This is a genomic window from Flavobacterium sp. (assembly GCF_044373165.1).
Taxonomy (GTDB): Bacteria; Bacteroidota; Bacteroidia; order Flavobacteriales; family Flavobacteriaceae; genus Flavobacterium.
Window position 1 is genome coordinate 1 of the sequence record NZ_JBILQL010000041.1, and the last position, 18840, is coordinate 18840.

The window sequence follows — 18840 nt, forward strand, 5'->3', positions numbered from 1 at the left end:
TCCGTTAAAGAAAGTGTGGATGTCATCAGTCAAGTTTAAGATGGTAATTAATCTTCGGTGAAAATAGTTTACCGATAAATCGTCATCAATAAGTATGATTGTATTAGTTGTCATTTTTTAGTTTTTTTGAGATGGTAAAATTGAATGTAGTGCCTTCATTCACCTTTGATTCAATCCAAATTGCTCCGTTGTGGATATCCACTATTTTTTTGCAATGGGCGAGTCCGATACCGAAACCGCTGTATTCCTCCGTAGTATGAAGTCTACGGAAGATTTGAAAGATTTGATTAAAATATTTTTCTTCTATTCCTATTCCGTTATCTCTAACACTAAATTGCCAAGAATCAGTGTTTTCTTTAGTCTGAATATGGACTTCAACGGCGTTATTTTGTTTTCTGAATTTCAATGCGTTACTGATTAGATTTTGGAAAAGTAATCGGATGAAGATAGGGTAACATTCTATAACAGGAAGCTTATTGAATTGTACTTTAGCATTTGATTCTTTAATGTTAACCGATAAATCATCAATCACTTCAGATAAAGTTTTATTCAAGTCAATTAATTTTACTTCACTGTTTTTGTTGATCCTATTGTATTCTAATAAACCGGAAATCAGTGAACGCATCCTGTTGGCAGAGTTGTGTATGAAGTTTAAAAACAGTTTTCCTTCATCATTCAAATCATTGCTGAATTCTTCCGTCAAAAGATCCGAGTACCCAATGATGGTTAGTAAAGGTTCCTGTAAGTCGTGTGAAGCAATATAGTTAAACTGTTCTAATTCAATATTTTGTCGTTTTAAAATTTCATTTTGCAATTGAATTTGATGTTCTTTTTCTTTGCGACTGCTAATGTCTCTAATGAAGACAAAGTATTTTGATTTGTAGTCTAAATCATCTACCGAAATCATGGTGAGCTCGATAGGAAAAGTTTTAGCATCACGATTAATTGCGTTCAAATCCAAGGTAGTATTAGATTGACCGGAAAGCTCAATTTTCTTAAAAAAGTCGTTGATTTCAAAACAACCGTTGTCTTCTGAAAGGATGAGATTTGGTAAGCTTTTGCCAATGACCTCGTTGATAGTCCATCCAAATATTTTTTCGGCTTGGGTGTTCCAAAATGAAATGGTACAATCTTCATCAATGATAACAATAGCATCCATGGAAGATTGCATGATGAGATTATTTTGTTTTTCGGTTTTGGAGAGTATGTTTTGTAGGTTTTTAATGTCTGATATATCAATGCCATAACCTATCATATAAGCAAATTCGCCTTCCACATAGAAAGGGAAAAAGCGTCTGAGGATATAATATGTTCTGTTATTTTTTGAAACTTCATCAACCCATTCTACTTGCTTTTCGGTTCTTTTAGCTTCTTGGAAAAATTCTTCTCTTCTAATAGCCATAGTATTGTCAACTCCTTTAAAGGCGCAATAGTCAAAATCGTTTTTTCCTATCATCCAACTGCGAAGTTCGGGGTCGGAGATGCCATTAGGATTAATGAACAAATAGTTGTGATTTTTGTCAAATACTGCCACATCAGCCGGGATATTGAACAGAATGGAATCGTTGAATTCTCGTTTTTTTCTAATTTCAAAATCGGCTATTTTTTGTTGTGAAATATCCCAAATAATGCCATTAAACACTATTTTATTATTTTGAAATACCGGAATCGCTTTGGCCTCAAACCATTTGACACTTTTGTCTTTGAGTAGCATTCTTCCGGTGAATTTAAAATTCTCATTGTATAAAATAGACTGTTGGGCTGCTTCTAAAAAAGAAGAAACATCTTCCGGATGGATATTCAGTCGGGATAACCAAGACTTGTAATGCGTTAAAATGTTAAATCCAAAAAGGTCATAAAAGGATTTACTAACATGATGAAAGTAATGTACCTTGTTTTTCAACACATGGAACTGAAATAAAGCCACCGGAAAGTGGTTTTGAAAAAAATCAATTTGTGTGTTTTTCTCATCAATCGTAACTTTATCTTTTAGGTTCTCAGTGATGTCATTACAAATGAGTAGGTAATAGTCATCGCCCTCAAAATTTCTTTTTTGTAGTTCGATTAAAAGGTGTTTGTTTTTTATTTTTTCAGTAAAAACAAATTCTTTTTTGTTGATTTTAAATAGAATTTGTTTCCACTTTACGATGTTGTCGAAGTACTTGAATATTTCCCAAATAAAAACCGAGGTTAGTTCATCACTTTTAATCTTGAGAGTCTTTTCTGCGGCTTGATTGGTATAAACCAATTTCCCGTCAAAATTAAAAACTAAAACTCCTTCTTTAATGCGATTGATAAATACATCAAAAAGGCCAAGTTTTTTTTGGGTTAACGCCATTTTCTTTTCCAGAAGATTCAGCGGTTGTTTTGAGGAGTTTATGGTTAATGAACATATATAATATACGCCTTCATTGGTGTATTTTGTAATGCTTAATTCAATGCCAATGGTGTTTTGGTTTCCACCGCTAATCGATTTTTGGGCAACTAGCGGAACTGTTAAATCAGTTAAATCAATGTTGTCAAGTAAAGAGTTGATGCTGTCAACGGTAACAGTTGCTAAAGTATTTTTTAGTACTTCATGTGCCTTTTTATTAATGAAACAACTCTCTCGATCCTTTGTAAAAACAATGGTCGGCATGGCTATCGCATCCAAAAGGGTAAACAAACTGTGATTTGACAGGTCCATTGTGATTTATAAATCTAATTAATATTCAAATTTAGATTGTGGATTTTTTTTCTTTTTAATTTATAGGTTAAACGGCTTTAATTTGTGTATAAAGTGTTTATATAAATAGATTAAAGGTGTAATTGTGCTTTTTATTACAATTAACTTTTGTTTAATTGTACTTTTTAAAGATAACGATTATTACTTATCGAAACTAATAAACCACTAATCGATTATTGGTCACTCTTCAACTTATTTTTATCTATAAAGTTAATAAGATTGATTAAATTGTTAATAAACTACACTGAATGCCCTTTTTTTTAATCCAAGTCTTACATTTTAAACATATTACTTATGCTTCAATTTTACTCTGCTTCAACAAGAATAGTAAATACCCGTAGAGGTGTTGCGGAATGTTTAGAAATCGCTTGCGATAATGATTATAGCGATGTTGATTTGTTAATTTTTCATGCTTCAATCGGTCATGATTTTCATGATATTGTACAGGAATCAAAAAAACTAGTGCCTCATGCCAATGTGGTCGCAGCGTCTTGTTGTGGTGTGGTAGGAAGAGAAGGTGTAAGCGAATCTATGAAAGATATAGCGCTTATGGCTATTAAAGGGAAAGAGTATGCCTTAGCAAAAACCGATAATCTTTTAGGACATAATTCTTATGAAAAAGCATTGGAATTAGCCAACTCATTGGCCTCTCAAAAAGACGGCATCAATATGATTTACTTTTTGGGGTCAGGAATTGATATCAATAACGATTTATGTATTGCGGCATTTGAAGCTGTCTTTGGTCCGGAAGTTACCATTTTTGGTGCTACGTCTTCAGACAATATGAAAGGATATGTCAGCTACCAAGCGGTTAATGATGACGTTTTTGAGCATGGTGCTTATGCCATTGGTTTTTGTGATGCTACCCTGAAAGTGGATACCCAAGCAACCCACGGATTTATTGCTATTGGTGAACCGATGATTGTAACCAAATCTGAAGGACATATCATCAAAGAATTAAACGGCAAACCGGCATGGTCTGAATATTTAAACCGATTGGGATTAGACGATAAGTCTGATTGTGGTAATACCATTCCCATTGGTGCTTTGGCAGAAAAACTTTCTCCCGAATTAGCAGAAGAATACGGAAACAATCACATTTTGAGGGTTGTTACTAAGCATGAAGGAGATGATATGCATTACGCTACCACTTGTGTTGAGGGTACAAAGCTTTGGTTGACCGTTAGAGATGAAGAAGTCATTTTTAAAGAAATGAATCGCATCGTGAATTGCATCAACAGCCGCAATGACCATAAAAAACCGGTAGCGGTATTTCACGCAGATTGTTTGGCAAGAGGTCGATTTTTAACCGACAGAATATTAAAAGAAGAATTGGTGTTTAAAATGCAATCGCCTTTTTCAACTGACGGAAATTGCCCTCCGTGGTTAGGCATGTATGGTTTTGGGGAGTTTGCCAAATTAGGCGGTAAAAACACCTATCACAATTACACCACTGCTTTATACGTAATTTACCGATGATACAACTGCCTATGAAAACCAAAAATAATTTTGAGGTATTGCTTAGGGACTATCAAGAGTTGCAATTGAGAGTCACTCGTTTCTCTTATATTGAGCAGCAGTTGATCAACGCGCAAGATAAATTAGATCACGAGTTAGTACTTTACAAACGATTGAATAAATTCAGCAATAGCGCCCTTAAAAGTCATGAAGTGAATGAATTTCTCACTATGGCCGTAGAAGGTATTGTTGACATATTAGAGGTTGAGGCTTCGATGATTCTTATTGTTGAAAATAATACCGGAAAGAATATTTTTTTTAGTGAAGGTGTCCATTTTGAAAAAAATGAGAACAAAGAAAGAACCATTCAAGACTTATTGAAATTATCTGAAATTGTAGGCAAATCCAAATCGGTTATTATTTCCCAAAAGCGATTGGAGTTGTTAGATTACATGAGCCAATATTCAGATGCGGTATTTCATTCAGCCCATGATAATGTTTTGAATTTATCGGTATATTTAATTGGCATGGTGTCTTCTGGTAAAGCGCCATTCTATGAAAAATTAAACGACAAACATGAAACTATTTTTAGTTTGTTCTCCCAACAATGTTTATCGATACTGACTAATTTTTACCAAAACAAAAAAATTGAAAACCAAATTGAAACAATTACCAGTTCTGAGATAGAACTTAAAAAATTGTCATTAATTGCCACCAAAACTAAAAACGGGGTAATTATTACCAATGAGAAAGGAGTAATTGAATGGGTTAACGATTCATTTACAAAAACTACCGGGTATTTATTTGAGGAGGTTTACGGCAAGAAAACCAAAGAGTTGTTTCATGATTATATTACTGATTTTGCCGAAAAGAAAAGAATTTCTAGCGCCCTAAAAAACAAGCAAAATGTCGAGCTGACGCTTCACAATAATACAAAAGACGGCAAACCTTATTACAGTCAAATTGAAATCATTCCGGTTTTAAATGAAGATAAAAAGCATATCAATTATATTTATGTGATCAAGGATATAACCAATGAAATAGAATTTAAAGAAGAGATTTTAAGAATGAATTCCAGGTTTGAAATGATTTCTGATAAATCCCAAATTGGAATTTGGGAGTGGAATAAGGAAGTCAACGACTCTACTTGGAACGATATTTTAATCAATCAATATGGTGCCGGTAAAACCCAAATAAAAGGTGGATTCTATGAGCTTTGGTTAAATTCGTTGCATCCTGATGATAAAGATCGAGTGATCAAAGAACGGAATAAAGTACTTTCTTCAGAAGTGGATAGTATTGAAAAAGAATACAGAATCATCAGGCATGATGACAAATCTGTCCGCTATTTGAAAACACTTGTAATCGGTGAAAAAAACAGTAAAGGAGAAGTCATCCGATTGGTCGGTAGTTCTATTGATATTACGGAGAAGAAAATAGCCGATGAGAAAATAGCGTCTCTGAAACAGTTTTATGAAAATATTTTAAATCATTTACCCAATAAAATTGCGGTATTCAACGCGTCTCAGGAATTAATTTATTGCAATGAAGCCTTGCTCAGTTGTAGTCCGTTTTGGAAAAATCAACTTTTTAAATCGGTCTATAATGTGTATTCAAAAGATGCGCATGTTCAGTCTATAGTCAACAAGTTGATCTTTCATATTCAAAAATCACTAGAGGACAAAGCCGCAGTAAAGTATGAGGAAATCATCCAAAAAGACAACGAAGAAATAGAATTGCTCAATACGGTATTGCCATTTTTTAAGGATGAAAAATTAGAATATATCATCTTATCCGGTGTCGATATTAGCGAACTCAATAAAGTACAAAAGGATTTGATCAGCAACAATGAGGAACTCCAAAAAGTAAATTCAGAATTAGACAATTTTGTCTATCGGGTTTCTCATGATTTGAGGTCACCGCTATTGTCTATCAAAGGCTTGATATCTTTAATAGATTACAATGAGGTTCAACCGACGAGTTTGGTCGAATACATCAAACTTATTGACAGCAGTGCCAGCCGAATGGACTATTCTATTCAGGATATTTTAGAGTATTCTAGAAACTCCCGATTAGAGGTCATACTCGAAGAAGTCGACATCAGGGAAACGGTATACGAAATATTTAACGATACGAAATATTCGGCCGATACTGCTATTGACTTAATTTATGAAAGTGATATTGACGACGTGATCATTACAGATAAATTTAGAATGAGAGCCTTACTCAAAAATTTAATCGGAAATTCTGTGAAATATAAAAACAAAAACCAGGAATCTTTCGTTAAATTTACCATGACCAAGAAAAACAAAATGATCGTCATCAACATAGTTGACAATGGTCAAGGGATTGATAAAGAAAACATGCCTAGAGTCTTTGAAATGTTTTACAGAGGCTGTAGCGAAAGTGTTGGCTCCGGATTAGGACTCTATATCAGTAAAGAAATTATTGAAAAATTAAATGGGACCATATCTCTGAAATCTAAAAAAACATTGGGTACTGAAATTAATATTAAACTACCCGTTAACAAGTTATGAATATGAAGTATATACTCATTGATGATGACCCTATTATAAACTTAGTTCATAAAAAGATTATAAAAAATGCTGATTATGAAGCAGAGATAACTGATTTCAGCTCTGGAAAAAAAGCGCTTGATTATTTTAAAAAAAATACAAACAGTCAAGGTGAAATTGTTTTGCTAGATATCAATATGCCCGAAATGAATGGCTTTGAATTTCTAGATGAACTCATCAAAAGCAAAAATATTAATTGGGTCCAATTGAATATCTATATCTTAACTTCCTCACTTAATATTAAAGACAGAGAGCAAGCGGCAAAATATCCCATGCTTAAAGGTTATCTGGAAAAACCTTTGAATATTAATAATTTGATGGAGTTAACCCATTAAAACAAAAAAGCTACTTCTAAAGAGTAGCTTTTTTTTAAATTTTAAGGGTTAATCTAACTTTTTAAAATAATTGGTTAAGTAATTATCAAAGTCAGGTAACGATTGGTCTTCATACACTTTTATGAATTGTGCAAACTGCATGTAGCCGTATACAAAAGGATCTTTAGCGGCTTGTTCATAATTTTTGGTGAAATACTCTTCAACAGTTTGTCCTTCAGGCACAGGATTTGGCAACTTTGAAAACATCGTTTTGGCCAATTCGTAACAAGCTTCCAATTCTTTTTCTTTGCCTTGTTTGCGCCACCATAGCATTGCTATTTCATTGGCCAGATATTCGTTTTTAAAACTAACATCAGCTCCTTTCGGGTCTACATACGTTTGCAAGGCATGTCCTAATTCATGAGGCAAATAAAAACCATTGAAAAATAAGCCAAACATTCTTTCACCTTCCGTTTCACTTCCGGCAACTTGTGCGGTAAAACCTTTAATCGGAGGAATTACTTGCGACCAAAGGGGTAAGTTAACCGTATCATTTTCACCATAAAAAATCAGATAAGGTGTCGTGTTCAAAATGGCACCGGTTTTAATATTCAACTCGGGTTTCAACTTTTTGATGTTTGCTTTGAATAGTTCAGTCAAACGATTGGATTCCTTGACTAAGGCTAAAGAATCTTTGTAAGTACTAAACCATTGATTTTGTCCTGAAATCAATGAACTTGTCAATAACAAACCGGAAAAGATTAGAAGTTTAAAATGTTTCATAAGCAGTTTGATTTTATGGTGTTGATTTAAAAGTATTTAGCGAACATAATTATTATATTTTATATTTCCTACAAAATAAGGGATAGGTTTTAGATTTAATCTTTAGCAAAGGTTGTATAGGTTAAGACAACTTTAAATATAGTTTTTATCTATTAAAAAAATAAAGTTCATAAGTAAATAAAAGGTAAATTTGACTGTTATAAAACTTAAACCAAATTCGATATGGATAACAGCAACAATCCAAACAGCTCAGGGAAATGTCCTTTCTCAGGAGCGCAAGTAAAACAAGGAACCGATGTTCCTAACAATAGTTTTTGGTGGCCGAATGCACTAAATCTAGACATTTTGCACCAACACGATACTAAAACCAATCCTTTAGGAGAAGATTTTAACTATGCGGAAGAATTCAAAAAATTAGATCTTGAAGCTTTAAAAACCGATTTAAAAAAATTAATGACTGAAAGCCAAGATTGGTGGCCTGCGGATTGGGGTCACTATGGCGGATTAATGATTCGTATGGCATGGCACAGTGCCGGAAGTTACCGTATAGCCGATGGTCGTGGCGGTAGCGGAACCGGAAACTTGCGTTTTGCGCCTTTGAACAGTTGGCCGGACAACGGTAACCTTGACAAAGCCCGAAGATTACTTTGGCCTATCAAGAAAAAATACGGCAATAAAATCTCTTGGGCAGATTTGATGATTTTAGCCGGTAATATGGCTTATGAATCTATGGGCTTTAAAACTTTCGGTTTTGCCGGTGGTCGTGAAGACATTTGGCACCCTGAAAAAGATATTTATTGGGGTTCAGAAAATACTTGGTTAGCCACATCCGGTGGTGAAAAAAGCCGTTATTCGGGTGAGAGGGATTTAGAAAATCCTTTGGCAGCCGTAATGATGGGATTAATTTATGTGAATCCGCAAGGGGTTGACGGCAATCCTGATCCTTTAAAGACGGCTCAAGACATGCGCGTAACCTTTTTGAGAATGGCCATGAACGATGAGGAAACTGTAGCTTTAACTGCAGGTGGACACACCGTAGGGAAAGCCCACGGAAACGGAGATGCCAATGCTTTAGGTCCGGAACCGGAAGCGGCCGATATTGAAACGCAAGGTTTTGGTTGGTTAAATCCACAAGGAAACGGAAACGGTGCCGATACGATTACCAGTGGTTTGGAAGGTGCCTGGACTTCGCATCCCGACAAATGGAACCATACCTATTTCGATATATTATTAAACCACGATTGGCAATTGTCTAAAAGTCCGGCCGGTGCTTGGCAATGGGATCCGATTAATATGAAAGAAGAAGACAAACCGTTTGATGCCCACATCAAAGGCGTACGCAGAAATCCAATCATGACCGATGCCGATATGGCGTTGAAAATGGATCCGGAGTACCGCAAAATTTCTGAGAAGTTTCAAAAAGACCCAAAAGCATTTGAAGATGCGTTTGCCAGAGCTTGGTTCAAGTTAACCCACCGTGATTTAGGCCCAAGAAGTCGTTACTTAGGAGCCGATGCGCCAAAAGAAGAATTGATTTGGCAAGATCCGATACCAACTGTAGATTACACCCTTTCGGATGCAGAAATTGAAGATTTAAAAGCTAAAATATTAAACAGCGGCTTAACGGCAACCGAATTAATCAACACTGCTTGGGACAGTGCTCGTACTTTCCGTGGTTCTGATTTCCGTGGAGGAGCCAATGGGGCTCGTATTCGTTTAGCGCCACAAAAAGATTGGGAAGGCAACGAGCCGGAACGTTTGAATAAAGTGTTAGCTAAACTAACCGAAATCCAAGCCGGATTGAGCAAAAAAGTATCTTTGGCCGATTTGATTGTACTGGGCGGAACTGCTGCGGTTGAAAAAGCAGCGGGCGTTAAAGTACCTTTCACACCGGGTAGAGGAGATGCTACAGCCGAAATGACGGATGCCGAATCTTTTGACGTACTGGAGCCATTACACGATGGTTTCAGAAACTGGTTGAAAAGTGACTACAAGGTACAGCCCGAAGAAATGTTGTTAGACAAAGCCCAGTTGATGGGATTAACCGCTCACGAAATGACAGTTTTAATAGGCGGTATGCGTGTGTTAGGGACAAACTACGGTGGTTCTAAACACGGCGTATTTACCGATAAGGTGGGTGTGTTGAGCAACGATTTCTTTGTGAACTTAACCGATATGAATTATTCTTGGAAACCCACCGGCAAAAACTCGTACAACATCGTCAACAGAAAAACCGGCGAAACCCGTTGGACGGCTACCAGAGTAGACTTGGTTTTCGGTTCTAACTCTATCTTGCGTTCTTACGCGGAGGTTTATGCACAAGACGATAACAAACAAAAATTTGTAAACGATTTCGTAGCGGCTTGGACTAAAGTCATGAACGCTGACCGTTATGATTTGGCTTAAGTAGTTATAGTTTATAGATAAAAAAGCAGCTCATTGAGCTGCTTTTTTTATTAGTCATTTGGGTTGTCGAACGTGAAAGGATTTGCGCACGAGCTTGGACTTTTTTATAATGCTATGGCAATAATTATTTTAATATTTTATTTGATTGTCTAAGGTGTTCAGTTTTAACTAATCAATTACCTTAACTCTATATCTTATGTTATGCACTTTTCCCGTACAAATACTTCTGAAACCCAATAAATGTATTTCTTATTTTTTCTATACCACCTAAAGTATCTGCCGCATCACTGATAGATTGATATTTTAGTATCAGTAATTGTGGCAATTTCTCTTGGTCTAGTTCATCAACACCGGTTTCAATATATTTGGATAACACAAAGTCTAAAAACTCTTGTTGTTTGTTATCTAATCCTATAGCATAACTTTTCTTGGCTTGTGCTACGCGGTCTACTCTGGTTATTGGGTCAATGCTGTAGGCAATATACTCTAACACATCAAACAAGTCGCTGTTTTCTGCTTCTATTAGTTCTTGTAAACTCAAGAGAGTGTCTTTGCTATAACCTGCCGAATCTAGTTTTTCTAAGAATGATTTGCGTGTGATAGGATTTGACCAAATGGTTCTTAACTCTTCTTCATTACTAAAGAATTCAGGGAGTTTGCCATATAGATTTTTCATAAACTGTTCCACTGAAATAGGCTGACCATCCGCACTCCAAAAAGATGTAGAAACCATACTTTTAATAGTACGCTCTTTACCGTCCGCCAATTTAATTTTTACCTTTTCCCTTTTAGGTCTGTCTATAGGTTCAGAAGGAGGATCATTTACAACATCAGTTTTTGGCTTAACACCTCCGGTTGGTTGTGTTGGTTCGGGTTCTATAGGTTCGCCATCCCATTCAGGGTCAAGAAAGTTTTTATAAGCATCTACAAAATCATAAATCGTAAAGTAATCTTTACCGTCAAACATTCTTGTACCACGACCTATAATTTGTTTAAACTCAATCATTGAGTTTACCGGTCGCATCAATACTACGTTTCTAACATTGCGGGCATCAACTCCGGTAGAGAGTTTTTGTGAAGTCGTTAATATGGTAGGTATGGTTTTTTCATTATCCTGAAAATCTTCTAAGTACTGTTCACCCATTGCACCATCATTAGCCGTTACACGAACACAATAGTTGGGATTGGTACTTTTACTGTATTGATTAATCAAATCACGAACAGCGGCGGCATGTTGCTGATTGGCACAAAATACTATCGCTTTCTCATTCGGTTTGGCATCGTCCATATACAATTGGACACGTTTTTTTTCTCGTTCTTTGATTTCTATGATGCGGTTAAAATCACTTTCTTTATAAATCTTTTTGGTGTCAACTTCACCTTGTATTATATCATCATCTGGTGTGTATACATATTCATCAAGCGTAGTTTGAATGCGTTTTACTTTAAATGGTGTTAGGAAACCATCATTGATACCTTCTTTTAAAGAATAGATATAGACTGGTTCGCCAAAGTATTTATAAGTATCAATATTATCTTTTCGTTTCGGAGTAGCAGTTAATCCCAGTTGTACCGCAGGCGAAAAGTATTCTAATATTTTACGCCAATTGCCCTCGTCATTGGCACCGCCACGGTGACATTCGTCTATGATAATAAAATCAAAGAAGTCTCTAGGATATTCACCAAAGTAAGGTTCAGGATTTCCGTCTTTATCAGTGCCACTCATAAACGTTTGGAATATTGTAAAGAAGATGCTCCCATTTGTAGGTACATTGCCTTTCTTTTTAATTTCTGAGGGTTTTATTCTTACCAAGGCATCTTCCTGAAAAGCAGAGAATGAATTAAACGCCTGATTGGCTAAGATATTCCTATCAGCTAAAAACAAGATACGTGGTCTGCGAGAGCCGTCTTTTTTGGAGTTCCAACGGGTTTGGAATAACTTCCAAGCGATTTGAAAAGCAATAAACGTTTTCCCTGTTCCTGTGGCTAAGGTTAACAGTATTCTGTCTTTATCATTGGCAATAGCTTCCATGGTTTTAGTTACCGCATTTTCCTGATAATAACGAGCGCCTTTTGAACCGTCAATTAATTCAAACGGAATCGCATTAAACTTATCCCGCCAATCATTAGCCTTAGCAAAAACCTTGTCCCATAATTCCTCAGGAGTAGGAAAGGAGGTAACCAATCCTTCGGTGGCCGTTTCCATTGCTATTTGATAAATTTCTTTACCATTAGCCGCATAGGTATATTTTAACTGTAATCGAGTAGCATATTCTTTGGCTTGCATCACACCTTCGCCAACTTCTAACTCATTGCTTTTTGCTTCTACCACCGCTAACTTGATACCACGATAAACCAACACATAATCGGCAATAACCGGCTTGGCACGTTTGCCACCAAGTTGAATGCGACCTGCGGTAATATTATATTCCCGTAATATCTTAGTGTCTTCTATAACACCCCAGCCACTGGCTTTGAGTTGAGGGTCTATAAGTTCGGCTCTGGTTTCGGCTTCGTTCATACACTTTTTGGTTTATTCATTTCCCCATGCCTCAATTCTACTATCAATCTCATTTATCGGAAGGCGATCGTTCAATGCTTTTAATGCAGTTAACTTTTCAATACAAATGGCAACAGGTAATAATCCCTGTACTTTTATTTGTTCAATGATATAAATCATTCCTCTTACTTCAACTCCTGAAGCACTGGCTTTTTTTCGTAATCTACCATCACCGGTGACCAATATTCCATCCATTTTTTGAGCAAAATACCAAGTAGAACAATCTTCAAAACTTAAACCGGCGTGTTGTTCCATCATTTCAAAAATTGCCGTCATTTCATCTTCGTCAGCACCAATCTTTATGAGTGTATCAGAAACCAATTGTTCTTGTTGCTCCGGTTCCATTTCTGCAAAAACAAAATCAGTGGTGTATAATTCAAACCCCAATGCCAAAAATGCCTCAGCCAAATCAAGTTTGACGATGTCCATTAATATATTAGCATCATTAATATGGAGTTTCATCTATCGGATATTTGCAGTTAATTTATTTTTTAATTCATCTAAACTAATCTGCAATAATGAAGAAGCTTTACTTAAAGAAATCAACTCCTCTGAAACAGCCCTGTAAACTAGATTCTCATAACGATTGGAATGTGCTAAACCATCATAACGACTTTGTTCAGTAATCCTTTTTAATTCAGTGTCAAAATTCAATTTCTGGTAGAATCTCTTAACACGGTCTTGTGACATTATTTTGGTTTCCCCTAACTTGTATACTATGGCAGAAATACTAATTCCGAATTTTTCTTGTACATTTTTTAATTCCTCTAAACTAATACGGCTTCTTTGTTTGCCAAACTCATTCAAAACATTTGATTCAGACAATAACATTTCCGAAGCAAACACATTGCAAAAACGCTCCTGTTGTTTTATCTCCAATTGGCCAATTGGCAATAACAAATGACCTAATTCATGTAGTAAAGTAAAACGTTTTCGTTCTATTGGCATAGCTTTGCTAATAACTATAATATGGTATTTGTCATCTATTATTGTGGCTAATCCATCGAAGTTGCCGCTTTCATCTTCTATTTCAATTACTTTGATGTGGTTATCCTCTAATAGGTCTATGATGTTATGAATAGCATCCTGACCTATATTCCAAAATGCTCTTAAAGTGGTTACAGCAGTTTTTACATCAGCCTCACTTTTAATAATATTTTTTACTAGAGGGTTTTCAAAAGAATTAGATACTTCGCAAATATTTTCTATATACAAATAATTCTCTATTTGAATACGAATTTCTTCTTTTAAGGCACTTACCTTTTTAGCACCAAATTTGCTTTTTTTTCTAAAACTGATTTCCCCAATTGTTACTTCGGGTTTTCTAAAAAAGTAATCTACTTTTTGCTGAAACAATTTAGAAAGCGCGATGAGTTTTTCGCTGGTAGGCATAGATTTCCCTTGTTCATACTTGTTGATCATCTGCTTAGAAACGCCGATATTATCGGCTACTTCTTGCATAGACAAACCTTTGTGAACTCTGGAATTGCGAATTCTTTGTCCTATTATTGATTCCATGTTAGTTAGTTTTGGTTGACAAATATAGTATTAATATTTATTTTGTCAACCATTTTAACAATTAATTTGCTATGTATCAGGGTTATCAAATAGCATTCAATCTTATATAACTAGCTTTGATGCCAGCTATTTCTTCAATCTCCCCATTATTAATCCATTCTTCAATGTGTGAATTATGATTGCTACCACAGTTTAAAATTAAATTCCCTTGAAGATTTAATTCTATTCTATTTTCAAATAAAGTTTTGATATAGTGTTTTGAACGTTCCAGATTTATCGGATCTTCGGTCACATCAGTAAACAACCCATTATAAATATTCTCAATAATCTTATCCATCATACCCATACTTTCAACTCCAATAACCTTATTATTATGATTAATACTTATCGAATCTGCAAACGTCGTACAGCCATTTGTCCATGTTGATTTATAAAAATTATATAATTTTACATCGGAGTCATCTTCAACATAACGTTCGTTTTCTTTATTCCATTCAATACCACCTGCTAAACTTTCAACACCAACTAAAACTACATTTGCTTTTTCAATCAACTCTTTTGTATTTTCAATGTTTGTATCAATACAACCATTTAGGTTTTTATGATGTTCATCAATTAAAAAAACAATAGGAGTATTTGGAGTTAAACTTAAAATTTCTACTGAACCGATAAGATTTAAAGGTTCACTATTTCCAATTTGATTTAACGTTACTTTTAGCATAACTTCACTGTTTAGGCTTTTTATTGTGCGACCCCATTAATATAATAAGTAGGATTTGTAAAGGTCTTTCCATTAAGTTGTGCTTCAACATCTAATTTAATTTGAGCACCAAGTAAATAGCGATAATGAAGCTCACCAATTTGGCTTGTAAATGCTTTAAGTTTTTCTATATCTAAACTAGCATTTGCATTACCCTTTTTTGCCTCAATAATGAGCATATTATATTTATTTGAACCTCTCTTATGCACAATAATATCAGGATAAAAATTTACTGATACCTTTTCAATTTCTTCAGTTAAATTCCAATTATCTGAATTTAAACTTTCTTTTATCTTTTTTAACTCCTCTATAACCTTCTCTTTAGCCTTCTCAGATACCCACTTTTTTCTTTTAGTATCATTATTATCTATGTCAAGATTATATTCACAGTCTACATCAAAGTCGGGGAGTAATTCTTGAAGATATTCTGCCAGCTTATGCGTTATACTTCTCTCGTGACAATTATGTTTTAATAAATACCAGTCTTTAACATATAACTTTTTCAATGAAGCTTCTAATTTGTCTTTTAATTCTTGAATTGTAATCGTTTCCATGGATTTCTATTTTGTAATCTGTAATAGGTTACCCGTTAACTCTCCACTAAACGCCTTTTGCAACACACTCTTTTTTAACTCTTCTAAATCCTGTAATTTTTTTTCATAAACCGTTTCTAACTTTTTGGTTTGCTCACGTAATGCATCTAGTTTGGAAACTATGGATTGTTGTTCTTTAAGGGATTTTGGAAAATTCAAAAGGACATCCTTTAATGATGAATTAGATATAACAGGTTGAGCTGCTTGTCTAGCATAACTTCTCAAATCTATAAAGTTCAATAAGTAAGTTAGAAAAGCGTCATCAAAATCAAATTTTTTGTCAACTACCTTAAAGGCATTATCCGTTAACCATATTTTTTCGTTAAGGTGTCTTACATTACCACATAATGCACCAACTCTTCCGATGATTACATTACTGCCTTCAAGATTAAAATTATCATGTAATCCCGCTATCCCATTTCCTCCAAAAACAGGATAAATTCCATCATCAGACATCATTTTACTAGTCAAATTGAAACCGCTTTTCATTTTAAAACAGTCTTCTAAACTCTTCTCCTCCCAACCATCACCTTTTTCACTAAAAACCTTTTGTAACTCACTTTCAAACAACTCCTTTACATTTTTTAAATTCTGTTCAGTGTTGGCTTTGGCTTTATCAATAGCGGTAAATGCTTCGTCAAGAATAGCTACTATGCCTTGTTGTTCTTGGAGTGGTGGGATTGGAATTTCAATTAAACCAAGATTTTTTCTTGTTATTCTTTGTCTTGTTGAACCGGTTACTTGCAATTGTACTTTATTAAAATACTCTTTGGATAATGAATAATTTAAAAACCATTTAGGAAATATTTTTTTTTCATTGAATCGAATAATTGTACAGTCAACAGAAGTAATCATCTTCTCCATTGTATCAGGTAAAAGACATGCTCTGCCAACAGGGTCAGGTAATCTTGATACTAAACAATCACCTTCAACAATTTCTGTACATCTTAGCCTTTTAAAAGTATCCTCAGAAATATATCTTGCTTTTTCTCCTCGATCTTTAAAAAAACCATTTCCAACATTTCCAGTTTGAATTAATCTTATTCCTTCGGATGATTGGTCTTTACTTTCAATCCAATCTCCATCAGCGAATAAAGTTGTTAGTTCATTTATTGTTTTTACTTCCCAACCTTGTTTCATAACAATTCCAAAATTGAGTTTAAAATACTATTGGTTTCTTCATCCAACTTTTTCATTTCCTTTAAAATATTTTGTGGTTCGCGCAAAGCGGCTTCTTCTTTTTTGTTAGGATTTTTGGCGCTCAGGTCAAAAGTGTTTGGGTCTAAGTCGGCTACTTTTATACTCCAGGAGTTGTTGCTGTCTGCAAAGTTTTTTTGCAAGTTTACAAACTCGGCTAAATCTTTTTCGTTCAACGGATTGGTTTTACCTAAGTTGCGATCTAGGTTTAATTGGTAAAACCATACTTTATCCGTAGGCATGCCTTTTTCAAAAAACAAGACTACCGTTTTTACTCCGGCACCGGTAAAGGTGCCACCGGGCAAATCTAACACTGTGTGTAAATTACAGTTTTCTAATAGTGTTTTGCGCAAGCTAACAGAGGCATTATCAGTATTGCTCAAAAAAGTGTTTTTAATTACTATACCACCACGACCACCGGCTTTCATCATTTTTACAAAGTGCTGCATAAACAATGAGGCGGTTTCCCCAGTTTTAATAGGGAAGTTTTGTTGTACTTCAGCACGTTCTTTTCCTCCAAAAGGTGGGTTGGCTAAGACCACATCAAAACGGTCTTTGTCTTGTATGTCGGCTAGGTTTTCGGTAAGCGTGTTGGTATGTACAATATTAGGCGCTTCTACACCGTGCAATATCATGTTCATGATACCAATGATATAAGCTAAAGACTTTTTCTCTTTGCCGTAAAAGGTGCTTTTTTGCAAAGTCTCAATATCTGTTGTGCTGAGGTTTTTGCTGCTGCGCATATAGTCAAACGCTTCACACAAGAAACCGGCACTGCCTACTGCACCGTCATATACTTTTTCACCTATTTGTGGGTTTACTACTTTTATTATGGTTCTGATGAGAGGGCGAGGCGTGTAGTATTCACCACCGTTACGCCCTGCATTCCCCATATTTTTAATTTTGTCTTCATACAAATGGCTCATTTCGTGCTTCTCTGCATGAGTACGAAAACGCAATTCATCAATGCGATCTATTACTTCGCGGAGGTTGTAACCACTTTGTATGCGGTTTTTTAACTCGCTAAAGATTTCGCCTATTTTGTATTCAATTGTATCAGCACTATCGGCACTGGTTTTAAACTTTTTGAGGTAATTAAAAAGTTGGTTGTTTACAAAATCGGTCAAGTCATCACCGGTTAAGGCTTTGTGAATATCTATTTTGCCTTTAGTATCTTTGGGCGCAGCCCAAGTATTCCATTTGTATTCCTCGGCAATAATGGGTTGGTAGTTTTTACCGGTGAGCAAAGCGGCATTCTTTTTATCTTCCTCTAAATCGTCTAAGTATTTCAAAAACAACACCCACGAAGTTTGTTCTACATAATCTAATTCGCTTCCACAACCGGCATCTTTATGCAGTATATCGTCAATGTTTTTAAAAGTTTGTTCAAACATGGTTTTATAGTAATTGTAATCTTTCAAACATACCAATTTTCCCAAACATAATCAATCCCCATGAATAGGTAATTTACCTCAACTTATCAACATAAATTTCTTACGATTAGCCTGTTTTTAGGTTGTTTTGGGGGTAAATATACTTTTGTAAAACTTACTGCCTTTACGGTTTTCCTCATTATGCATTAGAATCCCCATAGTGCATAATTTTCAGTAGCGACAAAAATGCACCACAAAATGTGTCATACTTTTCAGTGGCGACAAAAATGAAGCATAAAATGTGTCATATTTTTTAGTAGCGACAAAAATGTGCACAATAAATTCCCCTGTTTTTCCGTTTTAGTAGTCATGCACTTACCCTTTTATGGTTTGACCATTAGGGTACTAACCCATAATCTATGAAGAGAAAATCTCAAGAAATCAAGAGCTTGCTGGGGTTTACCCAGGATGAAATGGCTAAACTTTTAAGGCTTCACCGTACTACCGTGTCCCGTTTTGAGTTGGGCAAAGGTCATCTCCCTCAACGTTCTAAAGTACTGTTGGGCGCCATGCTCAA

The 18840-nt window shown here is 35.2% G+C and carries 14 protein-coding genes; 5 read left to right on the forward strand and 9 right to left on the reverse strand.

What is annotated here, in order from left to right; all coding sequences use genetic code 11:
* Positions 1–103: 103 nt before the first annotated feature.
* Positions 104–2686, reverse strand: a complete 2583-nt coding sequence (locus ACIQ32_RS07030; RefSeq protein ID WP_396194979.1) for an ATP-binding protein — start codon at positions 2684–2686, stop codon at positions 104–106.
* A 333-nt stretch (positions 2687–3019) separates the two neighbouring features.
* Here ACIQ32_RS07030 and ACIQ32_RS07035 point away from each other — a divergent pair, with 333 nt between their 5' ends.
* The 3 genes from ACIQ32_RS07035 to ACIQ32_RS07045 are packed head-to-tail and all read left to right on the forward strand — an operon-like array spanning position 3020 to position 7094.
* Positions 3020–4204 carry an FIST signal transduction protein gene (locus ACIQ32_RS07035; protein ID WP_396194980.1) on the forward strand — a complete coding sequence of 395 codons (1185 nt, stop codon included), beginning with the start codon at positions 3020–3022 and terminating at the stop codon, positions 4202–4204.
* An 11-nt stretch (positions 4205–4215) separates the two neighbouring features.
* A complete protein-coding gene (locus ACIQ32_RS07040; protein ID WP_396194981.1) occupies positions 4216–6720 on the forward strand; it encodes a PAS domain-containing protein in 2505 nt (834 codons plus the stop codon).
* Between the two features lie 2 nt (positions 6721–6722).
* Entirely contained in the window at positions 6723–7094 is a 372-nt protein-coding gene (locus ACIQ32_RS07045) for a response regulator (protein WP_396194982.1), read from the forward strand.
* A 48-nt stretch (positions 7095–7142) separates the two neighbouring features.
* Here ACIQ32_RS07045 and ACIQ32_RS07050 read toward each other — a convergent pair whose 3' ends face one another.
* Positions 7143–7856: a hypothetical protein gene (locus ACIQ32_RS07050; protein ID WP_396194983.1), complete on the reverse strand. Its 714-nt coding sequence runs from the start codon at positions 7854–7856 to the stop codon at positions 7143–7145.
* Positions 7857–8078: 222 nt separating this feature from the next.
* On the opposite strand from ACIQ32_RS07050, the gene katG reads away from it, so the two are divergent.
* Positions 8079–10262, forward strand: coding sequence for a catalase/peroxidase HPI (katG, locus tag ACIQ32_RS07055; protein WP_396194984.1), 2184 nt, complete (start codon positions 8079–8081; stop codon positions 10260–10262).
* Between the two features lie 199 nt (positions 10263–10461).
* Here the strand turns inward: katG and hsdR are convergent, their stop codons facing one another.
* The 7 genes from hsdR to ACIQ32_RS07090 form a co-directional block, all read right to left on the reverse strand.
* Positions 10462–12783 carry an EcoAI/FtnUII family type I restriction enzme subunit R gene (gene hsdR / locus ACIQ32_RS07060; RefSeq protein WP_396194985.1) on the reverse strand — a complete coding sequence of 774 codons (2322 nt, stop codon included), beginning with the start codon at positions 12781–12783 and terminating at the stop codon, positions 10462–10464.
* Positions 12784–12795: 12 nt separating this feature from the next.
* Positions 12796–13284 carry a hypothetical protein gene (locus ACIQ32_RS07065; RefSeq protein WP_396194986.1) on the reverse strand — a complete coding sequence of 163 codons (489 nt, stop codon included), beginning with the start codon at positions 13282–13284 and terminating at the stop codon, positions 12796–12798.
* Positions 13285–14340: a helix-turn-helix domain-containing protein gene (locus ACIQ32_RS07070; protein ID WP_396194987.1), complete on the reverse strand. Its 1056-nt coding sequence runs from the start codon at positions 14338–14340 to the stop codon at positions 13285–13287.
* Between the two features lie 85 nt (positions 14341–14425).
* The gene (locus ACIQ32_RS07075; protein WP_396194988.1) at positions 14426–15061 is read right to left on the reverse strand and encodes a hypothetical protein; all 636 of its coding nucleotides are present in this window, start codon (positions 15059–15061) and stop codon (positions 14426–14428) included.
* 20 nt (positions 15062–15081) lie between these two features.
* The gene (locus tag ACIQ32_RS07080; RefSeq protein WP_396194989.1) at positions 15082–15654 is read right to left on the reverse strand and encodes a hypothetical protein; all 573 of its coding nucleotides are present in this window, start codon (positions 15652–15654) and stop codon (positions 15082–15084) included.
* 6 nt (positions 15655–15660) lie between these two features.
* A complete protein-coding gene (locus ACIQ32_RS07085; RefSeq protein ID WP_396194990.1) occupies positions 15661–16833 on the reverse strand; it encodes a restriction endonuclease subunit S in 1173 nt (390 codons plus the stop codon).
* Positions 16830–18311, reverse strand: coding sequence for an N-6 DNA methylase (locus ACIQ32_RS07090; RefSeq protein WP_396194991.1), 1482 nt, complete (start codon positions 18309–18311; stop codon positions 16830–16832). Before ACIQ32_RS07090 ends, ACIQ32_RS07085 begins: the two co-directional genes overlap by 4 nt.
* A gap of 371 nt (positions 18312–18682) precedes the next feature.
* Here ACIQ32_RS07090 and ACIQ32_RS07095 point away from each other — a divergent pair.
* On the forward strand, positions 18683–18840 hold a 158-nt coding region (locus ACIQ32_RS07095; protein WP_396194992.1), incomplete at its 3' end, for a helix-turn-helix domain-containing protein.

What these genes read in the sequence shown, in the direction of transcription:
- ACIQ32_RS07030 (WP_396194979.1), bottom strand. Translation starts at nt 2,686, where the DNA reads ATGGACCTGTCAAATCACAGTTTGTTTACCCTTTTGGATGCGATAGCC.
- ACIQ32_RS07035 (WP_396194980.1), top strand. Translation starts at nt 3,020, where the DNA reads ATGCTTCAATTTTACTCTGCTTCAACAAGAATAGTAAATACCCGTAGA.
- ACIQ32_RS07080 (WP_396194989.1), bottom strand. Translation starts at nt 15,654, where the DNA reads ATGGAAACGATTACAATTCAAGAATTAAAAGACAAATTAGAAGCTTCA.
- ACIQ32_RS07050 (WP_396194983.1), bottom strand. Translation starts at nt 7,856, where the DNA reads ATGAAACATTTTAAACTTCTAATCTTTTCCGGTTTGTTATTGACAAGT.
- hsdR (WP_396194985.1), bottom strand. Translation starts at nt 12,783, where the DNA reads ATGAACGAAGCCGAAACCAGAGCCGAACTTATAGACCCTCAACTCAAA.
- ACIQ32_RS07045 (WP_396194982.1), top strand. Translation starts at nt 6,723, where the DNA reads ATGAAGTATATACTCATTGATGATGACCCTATTATAAACTTAGTTCAT.
- ACIQ32_RS07085 (WP_396194990.1), bottom strand. Translation starts at nt 16,833, where the DNA reads ATGAAACAAGGTTGGGAAGTAAAAACAATAAATGAACTAACAACTTTA.
- ACIQ32_RS07070 (WP_396194987.1), bottom strand. Translation starts at nt 14,340, where the DNA reads ATGGAATCAATAATAGGACAAAGAATTCGCAATTCCAGAGTTCACAAA.
- katG (WP_396194984.1), top strand. Translation starts at nt 8,079, where the DNA reads ATGGATAACAGCAACAATCCAAACAGCTCAGGGAAATGTCCTTTCTCA.
- ACIQ32_RS07075 (WP_396194988.1), bottom strand. Translation starts at nt 15,061, where the DNA reads ATGCTAAAAGTAACGTTAAATCAAATTGGAAATAGTGAACCTTTAAAT.
- ACIQ32_RS07065 (WP_396194986.1), bottom strand. Translation starts at nt 13,284, where the DNA reads ATGAAACTCCATATTAATGATGCTAATATATTAATGGACATCGTCAAA.
- ACIQ32_RS07040 (WP_396194981.1), top strand. Translation starts at nt 4,216, where the DNA reads ATGAAAACCAAAAATAATTTTGAGGTATTGCTTAGGGACTATCAAGAG.